The sequence below is a fragment of the Klebsiella sp. HC6 genome (genome assembly GCF_022605325.1).
GTDB lineage: Bacteria > Pseudomonadota > Gammaproteobacteria > Enterobacterales > Enterobacteriaceae > Klebsiella > Klebsiella terrigena.
Window position 1 is genome coordinate 4953516 of record NZ_CP093276.1, and the last position, 14570, is coordinate 4968085.

Here is a 14570-nt window from a genome sequence, read left to right on the forward strand (position 1 = left end):
TCCCGCTCGCGAGCAATAACGTTTCCCTTTGAGTGCATGATAGACTATGCAACTAAACCTGACACATCGCGAGTAAATCTATGAAAATCGGCATTATTGGCGCTATGGAAGAAGAAGTTACCCTTCTGCGCGACAAAATCGAAAACCGCCAGACTATCACCCTTGGCGGCAGCGAAATTTATACCGGCCAGCTTCACGGTACCGACGTCGCCCTGTTGAAATCGGGGATCGGTAAAGTTGCCGCGGCGATGGGCGCGGCGCTGCTGCTGGAAGTCTGCAAGCCGGACGTGATTATCAACACCGGCTCCGCGGGCGGTCTTGAGCCAACGCTAAAAGTCGGTGATATCGTTATCTCCGACGAAACCCGCTACCATGACGCCGACGTGACCGCATTCGGCTACGAATACGGCCAGCTGCCGGGCTGCCCGGCGGGCTTCAAAGCCGACGATAAGCTGATTGCCGCCGCGCAAAGCAGCATCGAAGCGCTGAATCTTAACGCGGTACGCGGTCTGATCGTCAGCGGCGACGCGTTCATCAACGGCTCCGTCGGGCTGGCGAAAATCCGCCATAACTTCCCGCAGGCCGTAGCGGTCGAAATGGAAGCCACCGCCATCGCGCACGTCTGCCATAACTTCGGCGTCCCGTTCGTGGTGGTTCGCGCCATTTCCGACGTTGCCGATCAGCAGTCCCATCTGAGCTTCGACGAGTTCCTCGCCGTCGCCGCCAGGCAGTCCACCCTGATGGTGGAAAATCTGGTGCAGAACCTGACGCGTGGCTAAATCGCTAAAACAGGCGCTTGCCGCCCTGCTGCTGCTGGCCCCGGCGTGGCTGTTTGCCGCGCCGCGGGTGATTACGCTATCCCCGGCCAATACCGAGCTGGCGTTTGCGGCCGGCATCACGCCGGTTGGCGTCAGCAGCTATTCCGACTACCCGCCGGAGGCCGCCGGCATCGAGCAGGTTTCCAGCTGGCAGGGGATGAATCTGGAGCGCATTGTCGCCCTCAGGCCCGATCTGGTCCTGGCGTGGCGCGGAGGCAACGCCGAGCGGCAGGTTAATCAGCTAAGCGCCCTCGGTATCAAGGTCATCTGGGTCGATACCGCCACCATCGAAGAGATTATCACCACCCTGCGACAGCTGGCGCAGTGGAGCCCTCAGCCGGAAAAGGCCCGCCAGGCGGCGCAGCAGATGCAGGACGACTATCGCGCGCTGAAGGACCGCTACGCCCACCTTCCGAAGAAGCGCGTCTTTCTCCAGTTTGGCAGCAACCCTCTTTTTACCAGCAGCCAGGGATCGATTCAGGATCAGGTTCTGACGCTGTGCGGCGGGGAGAATATTTTCGCTGCCAGTAAAGCGCCCTGGCCCCAGGTCAGCCGCGAGCAGGTTCTCGCCAGGCAGCCGCAGGCTATTGTCATCACCGGCGATGCCCGCAAAATTCCCGAAGTCGAACGCTACTGGCATAATCAGTTAAAAATTTCGCTGATTGCGCTGCATAGCGACTGGTTTGAACGCGCGAGCCCACGTATTATCCTCGCCGCAAAACAACTCTGTACTGCGCTCGAGCAGGTAAAATAATCGCCTGTTAACCAGGCGCTAAGCGGGAACTGACGATGCTTGTCTATTGGCTGGATATTATTGGCACCGCCGTATTTGCGATCTCCGGCGTGTTGCTGGCCGGCAAACTGCGGATGGACCCTTTCGGCGTGCTGGTGCTGGGAGTGGTGACCGCCGTGGGCGGCGGGACGATCCGCGATATGGCGCTCGCCAACGGCCCGGTGTTCTGGGTTAAAGACCCAACGGACCTGGTGGTGGCCATGGTGACCAGCATGCTGACGATCCTGCTGGTACGCCAACCGCGCCGGCTGCCTAAATGGATACTGCCGGTGCTCGACGCCGTCGGCCTGGCGGTATTTGTCGGCATCGGCGTCAATAAGGCCTTTATCGCCCACAGCGGTCCGCTGGTTGCGGTCTGCATGGGGGTAGTTACCGGCGTCGGCGGCGGCATTATTCGCGACGTGCTGGCGCGTGAAATCCCGATGATTTTACGTACCGAAATCTATGCGACGGCCTGCATTGTCGGCGGTATCGTGCACGCAACGGCCTACGATACTTTTCACGTGTCGCTGCAAAATTCGGCGATGATGGGCATGGCCGTGACGCTGGTCATTCGGCTGGCGGCAATCCGCTGGCACCTGAAGCTGCCGACGTTTGCGCTGGATGATAACGGGCGTTAGAAAGCGGCTTCATGGCGTAAACCAGCGTCCTGCAGGCCGCAGTCGGGCAAGTTGCGCCGGCTGCGCGGCCCGTCCATGGGCCCCACTTCGGCGGGATCGAATCAAACGCTAAATGAAGATCCGCAGCCGCAGGTGCTTTTCGCATTCGGGTTGGTCACGATAAAACGTGAACCTTCGAGGCCTTCGGTGTAATCGACGGCGCCGCCGACCAGATACTGCAGGCTCATTGGGTCAACCACCAGGCCAACGCCCTGTTTCTCGATGGTCATATCCCCTTCGTTAACCTGATCGTCGAAGGTGAAGCCGTACTGGAAACCGCTGCAGCCGCCGCCGGTGATATAAACGCGCAGCTTCAGGTTCGGGTTGTCTTCATCAGAAATCAGGAATTTTACTTTTTTGGCTGCGGCTTCGGTAAACTCCAGCGGCAACACGACATCATCACTCATTTTATGCTCCCATTAATACTGCCGATCCGCTTAAAGAATAACCGGACCTTTTGAGCCATTATCTAATACCCTGGTAAATCGTTCAAGTATTCTCCCCGGCAACCGCACGCGCTTTTGCCTCCTGTTCAGCGGCCTGTTTCGCCAGCGTTCTTTCAAGGATAGTTGAATACAAGGGTTTACCCCCCAGAAATTGAGCCAGTAGTGTTGCGCCGAGGCAGGTAATAATCATTGGCAAAATGAGCTGATAGTTATCGGTCATCTCCAGCACCAGCACAATTCCGGTCAGCGGCGCGCGCACCGAGGCGGCGAGCAGCGCGCCCATTCCGGCGATGGCAAAGGTGCCCGGATCGAGATGATAGCCCGGAAACAGCGGCGTTGCCGCCATACCGAACGCCGTGCCCAGCAGGGTTCCCAGCGCCAGCATCGGCGCAAAAATCCCGCCGGGCGCGCCGGAGGAGAAGCACAGCAGCGTGGTTATCACCCTGGCGATAAAAATAAACAGCAGCAGGCCAACGGAGAAGTTACCCGCCGCGGCAATCGGAATGAGGTTAAACCCACCCCCGGCAGCCGCAGGCTGGATCAGCCCGAGAATACCGCAGCTGCCGCCGATCAGGCCGCCAATCAGCACCCACTTTTTGAGATCGCCGCCGTGAAGACGCTGGAACATATCCTGGGTACGCAGCACCAGGGTGTTAAAAAGCGGGCCAATCGCGCCGAAAATCATCCCCAGAATCAGATACAGCCACAGGGTGTTGACCGGCGCATTGCTCAGCCTACCGACCTCGATAATCGCCCCTTCCCCGTTAAAGATGCGAAATACGATGCTCGACATAATCACGCCGGTAAATACGGCCTTAATAGAGATCAGGTTGTAGCGGAACTGCGGGCGCATCTCTTCAATAATAAACAGGATCCCCGCCAGCGGCGCGTTGAACGCGGCGGAGAGGCCCGCGGCGGCGCCGGTTGCCAGCAGCGTATGGCGCGCTTCGGGGCTGCGCATGCGGAATACGTCCACCACCATGCGCCCAAGATTCCCGCCGAGCTGCACCATCGGCCCTTCACGGCCCAGCACCATGCCGGCGCCCAGGGTTCCCATCCCGCCGATAAACTTCACCGGCAGCACCCGCCACCAGCGAACCGGCCGCAGCTCTTCCAGCGCCCCTTCGATTTCCGGGATCCCGGAGCCGCCCGCCTCAGGCGCAAAGCGACGCACCAGAAAGTAGCCGACCATCGCCAGCAGCGCGGAGGTGATAAAGGCCAGCGGCCAGACCAGGAAACGGTAGTCCGCCACCTGCACCAGGGTTTCGATGCGCTGGTTCTGCACCCAGTTGACGCTTTTTTCAAAAGCGACGCCCACCAGCCCGGCCAGGGTTCCGACGACGGCGGCCATTAACAGCACCGCCAGCGGCGTTTTATCCCGCTGAACCAGGCGGCGAACGACGTCGCCGCGACGCAGGCGCACGATTTGTTTTGCTTCAAAAGAGGAGGCTTGTGCTTTCATACTCTCGTCGGTTAATAGTCATACAAATAGTACAGCGGGCATTTTAACTGCCAGAACGCCCCCCGTCGCGGAAAAAATTCACCGCTGGCGCTTTGTTTCAATTGGGCAAAACTTTCATAACTATCCTGGAATAACTTAGAATAACCGGCAAAACATTTTTCACGAATCAGGAACCAGGCAATGAGCAAATCTGAAACTCTCTATAGCGCCGCGCGTGAGCTTATCCCCGGCGGCGTTAACTCGCCGGTACGAGCCTTTAGCGGCGTTGGCGGCACGCCGCTGTTTATCGAACGTGCGGACGGCGCCTATCTGTACGACGTCGACGGTAAAGCCTATATCGATTATGTCGGTTCCTGGGGCCCGATGGTACTCGGTCACAACCATCCGGCCATTCGTAATGCGGTCATTGAAGCGGCGCAGCGCGGCCTGAGCTTCGGCGCGCCGACGGAAATGGAAGTGAAAATGGCGGCGCTGGTGACGGAGCTGGTGCCGACGATGGATATGGTGCGGATGGTTAACTCCGGCACCGAGGCTACCATGAGCGCCATTCGCCTGGCGCGTGGTTTTACCGGCCGCGATAAAATCATCAAATTTGAAGGCTGCTACCACGGCCACGCCGACTGCCTGCTGGTCAAAGCGGGCTCCGGCGCCCTGACCCTCGGCCAGCCGAACTCCCCGGGCGTACCGGCCGATTTCGCCAAACACACCCTGACCTGCACCTATAACGACCTGGCGTCGGTCCGCGCGGCGTTCGAGCAGTATCCGCACGACGTTGCCTGCATTATCGTTGAACCGGTAGCCGGTAATATGAACTGCATCCCGCCGCAGCCGGAGTTCCTGCCGGGCCTGCGCGCACTGTGCGACGAATTTGGCGCCCTGCTGATTATTGACGAAGTGATGACCGGCTTCCGCGTTGCCCTCGCCGGCGCCCAGTCTTACTACGATGTGGTCCCTGACCTGACCTGCCTGGGCAAAATCATCGGCGGCGGCATGCCGGTGGGCGCCTTCGGCGGCCGTCGCGAGGTGATGGATGCGCTGGCGCCGACCGGCCCGGTCTATCAGGCGGGCACCCTGTCCGGCAACCCGATCGCCATGGCGGCGGGCTTCGCCTGCTTAACCGAAGTGGCGCAGCCGGGAGTTCACGAGACGCTGACGGATTTAACCAACCAGCTGGCCCAGGGGCTGCTGGACGCCGCGCGCGACGCGGGTATTCCGCTGGTGGTGAATAACGTTGGCGGCATGTTCGGTATCTTCTTCACCGACGCCGAAAGCGTCACCTGCTATCAGGACGTGGTGAAGTGCGACGTTGAGCGCTTCAAGCGCTTCTTCCACCTGATGCTGGAAGAGGGCGTGTATCTGGCGCCTTCGGCGTTTGAAGCCGGATTTATGTCCGTTGCCCACGGCGAAGACGATATCAACGATACCATCGCCGCCGCGCGCCGCGCGTTCGCCAAACTGTAGCCCACGCGCTCCCGGGCGGGCATCACGCCTCGCCCGGAATAACGACCATCGCCGCGATAAGCTAGCGGCTCTGCTTCCTCAGCAAATAGATAAAGTACGGCGCGCCGATAAAGGTCGACAGCAGCCCTGCCGGGATCTGATACGGGAACATGATCATCCGCCCGCACCAGTCGGCAAACACCAGCAGCAGGCCGCCAATCAGCCCGGACATCACCATATGCGGTATCGTGCGGCGGAACCCCATCATGCGCGCAATATGCGGCGCCATCAGACCGACAAAGCTTAGCGGACCGATGGTCAGCGTTGCCGTGGCCGTCAGGCAGGCGGCCAGCAGCAGCAGGCCGATGCGCGACGGCGTCAGCGCAACCCCGACCGCACGCGCCGCCTCGCCGCCGAGCGGCAGGATCGTCAGCCAGCGGCGGCACAGCGGCGCCAGGGCCAACAGCACCAGCATCGCACAGCCGCTGTACGCCACCATCTGCGGCGTCGCGCCGTAGGTTGAGCCGGAGATCCACGTCAGAATCTGCGCCATCCGCGGATCGCCGCTGGCCTGCAGCATCATCAGCAGCATGGTGAAAGCGGTGCTCAACGCCATGCCCGCCAGCAGCATCCGGTGCGGCGAAAAGCCGCCGCGACCGGCGGCAATCAGGATCACCAGCAGCGTCGCCGCCGCGCCGAGGCTGCCGGCTGGCAGCAGCCAGCCAAAGGCGTTGCCGGGGACAAAGAACAGCATCACGACCACGCCAAACGCCGCGCCGGAGCTGATCCCCAACACTTCAGGGCTGGCCATTGGGTTACCGGTCAGGCGCTGAATAATGCAGCCCGCCACCGCCAGCATCACCCCGGCAAACAGGGCCGCCAGGATCCGCGGCCAGCGCCACGGCATCAGCTGATCCAGCAGCGTACCGCTGGCCCAGTGCCAGCTCTGCGCATCGCGGCCAAAGGCCAGCGCCGCAATCACCGCCAGCAGCAGAATTACCAGCCCGCCGAGGGCGAACCACAGCACGTTCTGCCGCTCCGCCAGCACCTTATCGCCGGCGTTCATCACCGGGGCGCTAATACTGCGCAGGCGCGGCAGCAGCCACAGCAGCAGCGGCGCGCCGACCAGCGCGGTCACCGATCCGGTTGACACCTCCATCCAGACGCGGGCAAGCCACAGAATGATTTGATCGGAGAGCCAGAGGATCAGCGCGCCAATCAGCGCCGCCAGCAGCAGGCGCGAGAGCAGGCGGCGGGCGCCGAGCATTTTTGCCAGCAGCGGGGCAAACAGGCCGATAAAGCCGATAATCCCCACCGCATTCACCAGCATCGCGCTGAGAACAATCGCCAGAGAGAGCGCCCCGAGGCGCGCCAGGGAGAGCGCCAGGCCGAGGTTGCGCGCCACGCCGTCGTCCAGCCCCATCAGGGTGAGAGGCCGCAGCAGCAGCAGCGTGAGCATCGCCCCGCCGAGCAGCTGCGGCCACAGCCGCTGCGCCACGCTCCAGTCGGTTTGCGTCAGGGTGCCGGTGCTCCACAGGAACATGCTCTGCAGCTGGTCGTGGTGGAAAATGACCATCAGCTGATTGAGCGCCCCGCAGTAAAGGCTGACCACCAGGCCGGCGAGGATCAGGGTCACCGGCGAGAGTCGTTTGCCCCAGGAGACGCCAAACACCAGCGCGCCGACCAGGCACGCGCCCGCCAGAGCGGCAAACTGCGATGCCAGCACACCGGGGATCGCCCACAGCGCGGTAACCGTCATCCCCAGCTGGGCGCCTGTGGCGACGCCAAGGGTCGTCGGCTCCGCCAGCGGGTTGCGCAGCACCTGCTGGAACAGGACGCCGACCAGCCCCAGGCCCGCTCCCACCAGCAGCGACACCGCCAGCCTCGGCAGCAGGCTGTAGTGAAACAGCATCTGGGCGATATTATCGATATCCGGCTGCCACAGCGCCTGACGCCACTCGTTCTGCGGCAGCGCGATCCTGAGATTGAAAAGGCTGAGCGCGAAGGCGGCAATCAGCAGTATGGCCAGCAGCAGGGCCGCCAGGGGAGAAATTCGCGATCTCACGCCGGGCCTCCCTGCGCTTCCGCCAGCACGCGGGCAAAGTGCATCGCCGAGAGCGTAGCGCCGTAAAACCACACCGCCGGAACGCGCTGGAAGCGCCCTTCGCGGACAAACGGCATCGCCCGCCACAGCGGGGAGCGCATCAGCTGCGCCATTTCGCTATCGTTGCCGTGGTCGAAGCAGATCACGTCTACATCCTTATAGGCCGCCAGCCGGTCGATGCCGACGGTCACGCTGCCCCAGAAGGTGCTCTCCCCGCGCCAGGCGTTTTTTATACCAAAGCGCTCAAGGATTTCCTGAAACAGGCAGTTATCACCGAAAACCAGGACGTGACGCGGGTCGAGCAGGCTAATCATCAGCAGCGGCCGATCGCCGCGGCGGGCGAAGCGCGGGCGCAGTTCGTCCATCAGCGCGTCGAACTCCGCCAGATGGCGCTTCGCGGCCTGCTGCTTGCCGATAAGCTCGGCCATCTCGTTGAGCGACTGCTGCGCCATCATCAGCGGCCGCTTACCGTCGCTGAAGGTAAATCCGCGCCCCGGCGCAATACGCGCCAGCTTCTCTGACGACGGGCCGTAGCCTGCCGACCAGACGATATATGAAGGGTTCATCTGCGTCAGCAGTTCAAGATTGGGTTCCGTGCGCAGCCCGACGTCAATGACCGAGTCCGGCAGCGCCGGTTCATTCACCCACAGGCGATAGTTCGGGATATCGGCGACGCCGTACGGCACGACGCCCAGCGCCAGCAGAAGCTCTACCGGCAGCCACTCCAGCGCCACGATGCGCTGCGGATCGACGGTCGCCGCCCGCGCGCCGCGCATCTGCCACAGCAGCGGCGATAGCGCCATCGCCGTCAGTAAACGCCGACGGGTGATCACGTTGTTTTTATCCATTAATAGACGAAGCTTACCGGCGCACTGCCCGCCGGATGCGGCAGAATTCCCATCGGGATACCGTAAATTTGTTCCAGCGTTTCGCTACGCATCAGCTCAGTCGACGTGCCCTGAGCAATCATCTCGCCGCCGCGAAGGGCCACCAGATAGTCGCAGTAGCGGGCCGCCATATTGATATCGTGCAGCACGGCAATCACCGTCAGGCCGCGCTGCTGGCTCAGGCGATGCACCAGCGCCAGCACGTCAACCTGGTGGGCGATATCCAGCGCCGAGGTGGGCTCATCCAGCAGCAGACAGCGGCTGTCCTGGGCCACCAGCATGGCAATCCACGCGCGCTGGCGCTCGCCGCCGGAGAGGCTATCAACCAGCCGATGCGCCAACGGTTTCAGTCCGACCAGCGCAATGGCCTCCTCGACCTTCTGCCGATCGGTCGCGCCAAAGCGCCCCAGCGCCCCGTGCCACGGGTAGCGTCCAATCGCCACCAGCTCGCGCACCGTCATCCCCTCCGCCGCGGGCAGCTGCTGCGGCAGATAGGCCACCTTGCGGGCAAACGCCTTGCTGCTCCAGCTATCGAGAGGCTGACCGTCGAGCAGCACCTCGCCGTCTGACGGCGGCTGATGGCGACCGAGCATTTTCAACAGCGTCGATTTGCCGGAGCCGTTATGACCAATCAGGCCGGTCACTTTTCCTGCCGGGAAGGTTAACGAAAGCGGATGCAGCAGCGTACGACCAGGTACGCGAAAGGTCACGCGATTCAACGAAAACGTGGTATCGGATTGCGGAGTGTTTTCCTGCATAGCGGCCAACTTGTTTAACGGCGCGGCGAACCGCGCCCGGTGAGTGATTAGAAACGGAAGGTTGCTGTTGCAACGACCTGACGCTCTGCGCCCCAGAAGCAGCCATAGGTGTTAAAGCAGCTTGCGACGTATTCACGATCAAACAGGTTGTTCACATGAAGCGCTACGTTGGAACCCGCCATACCGACGCGAGCCAGATCGTAACGAACTAACGCATCCACTACCGTGTAGCTACCCACCTTGAAGGAGTTCGCCGGATCGCCATAGCTGGAGCCGGTGAAACGACCGCCGGTACCCAGAGTCAGACCGGACAGCGGGCCGTCAAAGATGGTGTAATCGCCCCACAGCGCCGCCATATGTTTTGGCACCTGTGCCGGCGTATTGCCTTTGTAGTTGGTATCCGTGGTGTATTGCGCGTCGGTGTAGGTATACGAACCGACCACGTTAACGCTCGCAGAGAGCGCCGCTTTCGCTTCGATTTCGACGCCGCGTGAACGAATTTCACCCCCTTCAACCGAGAAGAACGAACCCGCAGGATCGGCCATCAGGTTGTTGGTTTTGGTCAACTGGTAGACGGCACCGGTAATCACGATTGGACGATCGTTCGGTACATATTTCACGCCGGCTTCGTACTGCTTACCCTTAGACGGAGCGAAAATATTGCCGCTTGCGCCCGTCTGTGAGGCCGGTTCAAACGATTCGCTATAGCTGAAATAAGGCGTTACGCCATTATCGAACAGATAGTTAACGCCGCCACGCCAGGTAAACTCTTTATCATTTCTGGAGTCCTGGGTTGAGGTCACGCGGTTCAGAGAGTCCTGTTTAGCCCAATCGTAACGACCGCCCAGGGTAACCAGCACTTTGTCCCACTGCATCTGATCCTGCGCGTACAGGCCGGTTTGTTTCTGTTTGTTCAGCACCTGATAGGCGCCTGACGGGCCAGGGTGCGAACCAAAGTCAAAGTCGCTGCGATCGAGGTTATAGATGTCGGACGGCGGAACGGAACCGGCATAGCCAAACCAGGAGTCGATATCGTTACGCATACGCATAAAATCAACGCCGGTCAGCAGCGTATGCTCTACGGAACCCGTATCAAACTTGCTTTGCAGCTGAGTATCGACGGAGAAGTTCTGTAATTTTTCATTATCGATAACGTACTGACGGGTCAAATAGTGACCCCAATCAGACGGTGCGACGCTGGCGCAAGGGCTGGTGCTCGGGTTGCTCGAATAGATCGGATCGGAGCACATGCCGTAGCCGTAGACGCTGTTCTGCGAGACTTTATTTTGCGCGTAACGCAGGTTCTGACGCACGGTAAAGGTATCGTTGAATGCGTGGTCGAAGCTGTAGCCAACCATTTTCTCGTTACGAGAATAGGTATTGTTGTTAGCGCCTTCATTGAAATCGGTAGAGAGACGTTTGCCGTTCGGCAACGGCGTCACCGTCCCCTCCTTCGGCAGCCAGCCGTAGTAGCCCGTCTCCGGCTCATTCTGGAAGTAGGACAGGAACGTAAAGTTGGTTTTGTCATCCGGACGCCAGGTGAAAGCTGGAGCAATAGCGTAACGCTGCTCCTCAGCCCCCTTCTGCTGGGCGTTAGCTGAACGCGCCAGACCGGTTAAGCGATAAGAGTAAACGCCGTCATCATCCAGCGAATCGCTGAAGTCAAAGCCAGTCTGGAACAGGCTGTCGGTGCCCATTTTGAACTGAATCTCTTTCAGCGGCTCCGTCGTCGGACGCTTGCTGACCATATTAAGCAGGCCGCCCGGGTTGCTCTTTCCGTAGAGAACGGAAATCGGACCGCGCATCAGTTCCGCGCGCTCCAGCATATAGGGATCGACCACCGCGTCATTGTAGAAGTTGCCCTGCATCTTCAGGCCATTCAGATAGTTATTCTGACTTTGGCCGTCGGCAGCGAAACCGCGGATAATCAGGTAGTCGTAGGTGTTAGACGCGCCACGAGTCCCGACGGCAACGCCCGGAGTGTAGCTCAGCGCTTCTTTAACCGATTTCGGCTGATGCAGCGCCATCTCCTCGGCGGTCACCACGGAAATAGACTGTGGAACCTTTTGAATAGGCGTATCCGTTTTGGTCGCCGTGGCGGACTGTCTGGCGGCGATAGTCGCTGCCGGACCCCAGGCGCTCTCCAGCGGGGCAGCCGCTGCGGTAACGGTAATGGTTTCTTCTTTTTTCGGTTCAACTGCCGCCTGTGCATAGACAGACATGCCGCTAACCGCCGTGGCTACTACGACTGCGATTTTACGCAGCGAGTGATTTGGCTGAGCAGTTTTTAGACGCGCCATTGGTAGATCTCTGATAAAGGTGAATGATAACGTAAACGAGAATTATTATTATGACGGCTGACATAATAGGCGAAACGCGAAATGCAAGGCAAGCAATATGCCCCTGCTGAGATGCTAAAGGCTGAATAAATAACCAGACGGTAATTGTGGGGTTAAGTGACTGTTAAGTAATCTACAGAAATGAAAAAGCCCTCTAATACTGAAGTATCAAAGGGCTAATGTTGTAACAACCTATTCGCACTGCTTGCAGGCCGCAGCGAGGCGGCCTGCAGAAGCTGGCGGGTCGTTAGTTACTGCCGAACATATCCTTAATCCAGCCCGCTACGCCGTCGCTTTTTTCCTGCTTCGGCGGCTGCTGGGTCGCCGGCTGCTGCTGCTGAGGCTGCTGGCCGGACTGATTAAACGGATTGTTCTGCTGCTGTTGCTCCAGCTGCTGCTGCTGCATCTGTTCGCCCTGGCGACAGAGCGCATCCGGCGCGGTGGTCCATACCGGCAGCGTACGCACTCCGCCGCTGCAGACGAAGTTGCCGCTGCCGTCGACGCCCATATCCACCACGTCTTCCGGCGCCGTCAGCACCAGCGGCGTTGGCGTCTGGTTAGCCAGATAGCGCTGATAAATCGACATCGCGCCGCTGGCACCGTACAGCTTCGTCGGCTGGTTGTTATCGCGACCCACCCAGGTAATCGTCACCTGGCTTCCGTCAATACCGGCGAACCACGTATCGACGTTGTTGTTGGTGGTCCCGGTTTTCCCTGCCAGATGCAGGCCCGGATATTTCGCCCCAAGCTGGCGACCGGTGCCGCGCTGCACAACCTGCTGCATGGTCCACAGCGTCATGTACGCGGCCTGCGCAGGAACCGCCCGCTCCGCCTGCGGATAGCTCTGATACAGAACGGTGCCATCTTCGGCGATCACCGAACGCAGCGCCGACAGCGTAGCGCGGTTACCGCCGCTGGCGATGGTCTGGAACGCCTGCGCCACTTCAATCGGCGTCAGGTTCAGCGCCCCAAGGATCATCGCCGGGACCGGGCTGAGCTGGTCTTTCGGCGCCCCCAGTTTAACCCAGGTATCGATCACCGCCGGCAGGCCCAGCGCCATCCCGAGGTTGACCGTCGGCACGTTCATCGAACGCGTCAGCGCGTCAACCAGCATCACCTGGCCGCTAAAGCGACGATCGTCGTTCTGCGGGGACCAGGTCTGGCCGTTGGAGAGGCGAATCGTCACCGGCGCATCGGCAATGGCGGTATTCAGGCGGTACTGGTTCGGCTGGCTTAACGCGGTCAGATAGGTCGCCGGCTTGGCCAGAGAACCAATCGAACGGCGGGCCTGCATCGCGCGGTTATAGCCCGCAAACTGCGGCTCCGCGCCGCCGACCATGGCCCGCACCTCGCCGGTATAGCGGTCAACCACCACCATCGCGGTTTCCAGATCCGCCAGCTTACGCTGCTTCTTCAGCGCCGGGATCCCTTCGGTGGCCGCCTTTTCCGCCGCGTCCTGCGCCACGGAATCGAAGGTCGTAAAGATCTTCACGCCGGAGAGATCTTTCACCTTATCGCCCAGCTTCGCCTGCAGCTCCTGACGCACCATCTGCATAAACGCCGGCTGCGGAGAAATGACGCCGCCGCGCGGCTGCACGCCCAGAGGACGGGCGCTCAGCATGTCGTACAGCTCCTGGTCGATAACGTTCTGCTGCTGCAGCAGGCGCAGAACCAGGTTACGACGCTCCAGCGAGAGCTTCGGATTACGCCACGGGTTGTAAATCGATGCGCCTTTTACCATCCCCACCAGCAGAGCCTGCTGGTCAAGGCTCAGCTCTTCCACCGGACGGCCAAAGTAGTAAAGGCTGGCCAGCGGGAAGCCGCGAATTTCGTTATCGCCGCTCTGGCCGAGGTAGACCTCGTTCATATACAGCTCGAGGATCCGATCCTTGCTGTAACGGGCGTCAACGATCAGCGCCATATAGGCTTCGTTGGCCTTACGCCAGTAGGAGCGCTCGCTGGAGAGGAACAGGTTTTTCACCAGCTGCTGGGTCAGGGTACTGGCGCCCTGCACCGTGCGCCCCGCCGTCAGGTTGGCCAGCACCGCACGACCGATCGAGTACAGGCTGATGCCGTCATGCTCGTAGAAGTGGCGGTCTTCGGTAGCCAGCAGGGTATCAACCAGCAGGTCCGGGAAGCCGCTGCGCTTAACGAACAGGCGCTGCTCGCCGTTGGCCGACTGCAGCATGGTGATCAGCCGCGGATCGAGGCGGAAGAAGCCAAACTGGCGGTTATTCTCCATGTTCTCGATCGTTTCCAGACGATCGCCATCAAAGGTCAGACGCGCGCGCACCTGCCCTTCTTTACTGTCCGGGAAATCAAACGGACGGCGAATCATCTCGATGCTGTTGGCCTGCACGGTATATTCGCCCGGGCGCGTCATCGCGCTCACCTGACGATACTGCGTGGCGTTCAGCAGGCGCACCATTTCGTTTTTGCTGACCTGCATATCGGGCTCAAGGTTGACCATCCGGCCATACACCGCCGCCGGAAGCTCCCAAACCTTGCCGTCAATGCGGCTGCGGATCTTCTGATCGAGGTAGACGCCATAGGCAGCAACCAGCACCGCGACAACGATACCCAGCTTGATCAACAGCCACAGCCAGGTACGTTTACGCCGAGGCTTGTTACCTTTGCCTTTCGCTTTCTTCGGCATCGGCTCTTCGTCCTCATAATCGTCGTCGTAATCATCGTCATAGTCCTCGTCCCGAACCCGACGACGAGTCACTTTTTGTTTTGCCGGACGGGAGGGTTTACCCTTACGTCCGATAGGCTCGCGGTCATCTCCCGCCATGCTTTTTCTCCGCAACTTTCAGGCGTAAAAGCCTGATTCTCAATGCTTCCCCCTGCCAGAGGAAGAAGAT

General features: G+C 60.4%; 11 protein-coding genes. 4 read left to right on the plus strand and 7 right to left on the minus strand.

What is annotated here, in order from left to right; translation table 11 throughout:
* Window positions 1-80: 80 nt before the first annotated feature.
* Genes mtnN through MMW58_RS24020 form a run of 3 tightly spaced genes read left to right on the plus strand, consistent with a single transcriptional unit; the run spans window position 81 to window position 2231 of the window.
* The gene (gene mtnN, locus MMW58_RS24010) at window positions 81-779 is read left to right on the plus strand and encodes a 5'-methylthioadenosine/S-adenosylhomocysteine nucleosidase (RefSeq protein WP_128879034.1); all 699 of its coding nucleotides are present in this window, start codon (window positions 81-83) and stop codon (window positions 777-779) included.
* Window positions 772-1572, plus strand: a complete 801-nt coding sequence (btuF, locus tag MMW58_RS24015; protein ID WP_241722254.1) for a vitamin B12 ABC transporter substrate-binding protein BtuF — start codon at window positions 772-774, stop codon at window positions 1570-1572. The genes mtnN and btuF overlap by 8 nt, the downstream gene beginning before the upstream one ends.
* Before the next feature lie 35 nt (window positions 1573-1607).
* Complete coding sequence (locus tag MMW58_RS24020; protein WP_041144120.1) at window positions 1608-2231, plus strand: TRIC cation channel family protein; 624 nt, start codon at window positions 1608-1610, stop codon at window positions 2229-2231.
* Window positions 2232-2332: 101 nt separating this feature from the next.
* Here MMW58_RS24020 and erpA read toward each other — a convergent pair whose 3' ends face one another.
* Both erpA and clcA read right to left on the minus strand, forming a co-directional pair.
* Window positions 2333-2677, minus strand: coding sequence for an iron-sulfur cluster insertion protein ErpA (gene erpA, locus MMW58_RS24025; protein WP_041144119.1), 345 nt, complete (start codon window positions 2675-2677; stop codon window positions 2333-2335).
* A gap of 82 nt (window positions 2678-2759) precedes the next feature.
* Window positions 2760-4178 (minus strand): H(+)/Cl(-) exchange transporter ClcA, encoded by a 1419-nt coding sequence (gene clcA, locus MMW58_RS24030; protein ID WP_128879036.1) that lies wholly within the window; start codon window positions 4176-4178, stop codon window positions 2760-2762.
* Between the two features lie 180 nt (window positions 4179-4358).
* Here clcA and hemL point away from each other — a divergent pair, with 180 nt between their 5' ends.
* Entirely contained in the window at window positions 4359-5639 is a 1281-nt protein-coding gene (gene hemL / locus MMW58_RS24035) for a glutamate-1-semialdehyde 2,1-aminomutase (RefSeq protein WP_241722255.1), read from the plus strand.
* Window positions 5640-5700: 61 nt separating this feature from the next.
* On the opposite strand, the gene fhuB is transcribed toward hemL, so the two are convergent.
* The 5 genes from fhuB to mrcB all read right to left on the minus strand — a co-directional run bounded on the left by fhuB (window position 5701) and on the right by mrcB (window position 14500).
* The gene (gene fhuB, locus MMW58_RS24040; RefSeq protein ID WP_133600608.1) at window positions 5701-7683 is read right to left on the minus strand and encodes a Fe(3+)-hydroxamate ABC transporter permease FhuB; all 1983 of its coding nucleotides are present in this window, start codon (window positions 7681-7683) and stop codon (window positions 5701-5703) included.
* Window positions 7680-8570 (minus strand): Fe(3+)-hydroxamate ABC transporter substrate-binding protein FhuD, encoded by an 891-nt coding sequence (gene fhuD, locus MMW58_RS24045; RefSeq protein ID WP_241722256.1) that lies wholly within the window; start codon window positions 8568-8570, stop codon window positions 7680-7682. The genes fhuB and fhuD overlap by 4 nt, the downstream gene beginning before the upstream one ends.
* The gene (gene fhuC / locus MMW58_RS24050) at window positions 8570-9367 is read right to left on the minus strand and encodes a Fe3+-hydroxamate ABC transporter ATP-binding protein FhuC (RefSeq protein WP_133600610.1); all 798 of its coding nucleotides are present in this window, start codon (window positions 9365-9367) and stop codon (window positions 8570-8572) included. The genes fhuD and fhuC overlap by 1 nt, the downstream gene beginning before the upstream one ends.
* 47 nt (window positions 9368-9414) lie before the next feature.
* Entirely contained in the window at window positions 9415-11667 is a 2253-nt protein-coding gene (gene fhuA / locus MMW58_RS24055; protein ID WP_241722257.1) for a ferrichrome porin FhuA, read from the minus strand.
* 286 nt (window positions 11668-11953) lie between these two features.
* Window positions 11954-14500 (minus strand): bifunctional glycosyl transferase/transpeptidase, encoded by a 2547-nt coding sequence (gene mrcB / locus MMW58_RS24060; RefSeq protein WP_241722258.1) that lies wholly within the window; start codon window positions 14498-14500, stop codon window positions 11954-11956.
* Window positions 14501-14570 lie beyond the last annotated feature (70 nt).

Coding starts and splice junctions, on each gene's coding strand:
- fhuD (WP_241722256.1), bottom strand. CDS start 8,570: ATGGATAAAAACAACGTGATCACCCGTCGGCGTTTACTGACGGCGATG.
- MMW58_RS24020 (WP_041144120.1), top strand. CDS start 1,608: ATGCTTGTCTATTGGCTGGATATTATTGGCACCGCCGTATTTGCGATC.
- fhuA (WP_241722257.1), bottom strand. CDS start 11,667: ATGGCGCGTCTAAAAACTGCTCAGCCAAATCACTCGCTGCGTAAAATC.
- hemL (WP_241722255.1), top strand. CDS start 4,359: ATGAGCAAATCTGAAACTCTCTATAGCGCCGCGCGTGAGCTTATCCCC.
- fhuC (WP_133600610.1), bottom strand. CDS start 9,367: ATGCAGGAAAACACTCCGCAATCCGATACCACGTTTTCGTTGAATCGC.
- mrcB (WP_241722258.1), bottom strand. CDS start 14,500: ATGGCGGGAGATGACCGCGAGCCTATCGGACGTAAGGGTAAACCCTCC.
- clcA (WP_128879036.1), bottom strand. CDS start 4,178: ATGAAAGCACAAGCCTCCTCTTTTGAAGCAAAACAAATCGTGCGCCTG.
- erpA (WP_041144119.1), bottom strand. CDS start 2,677: ATGAGTGATGATGTCGTGTTGCCGCTGGAGTTTACCGAAGCCGCAGCC.
- mtnN (WP_128879034.1), top strand. CDS start 81: ATGAAAATCGGCATTATTGGCGCTATGGAAGAAGAAGTTACCCTTCTG.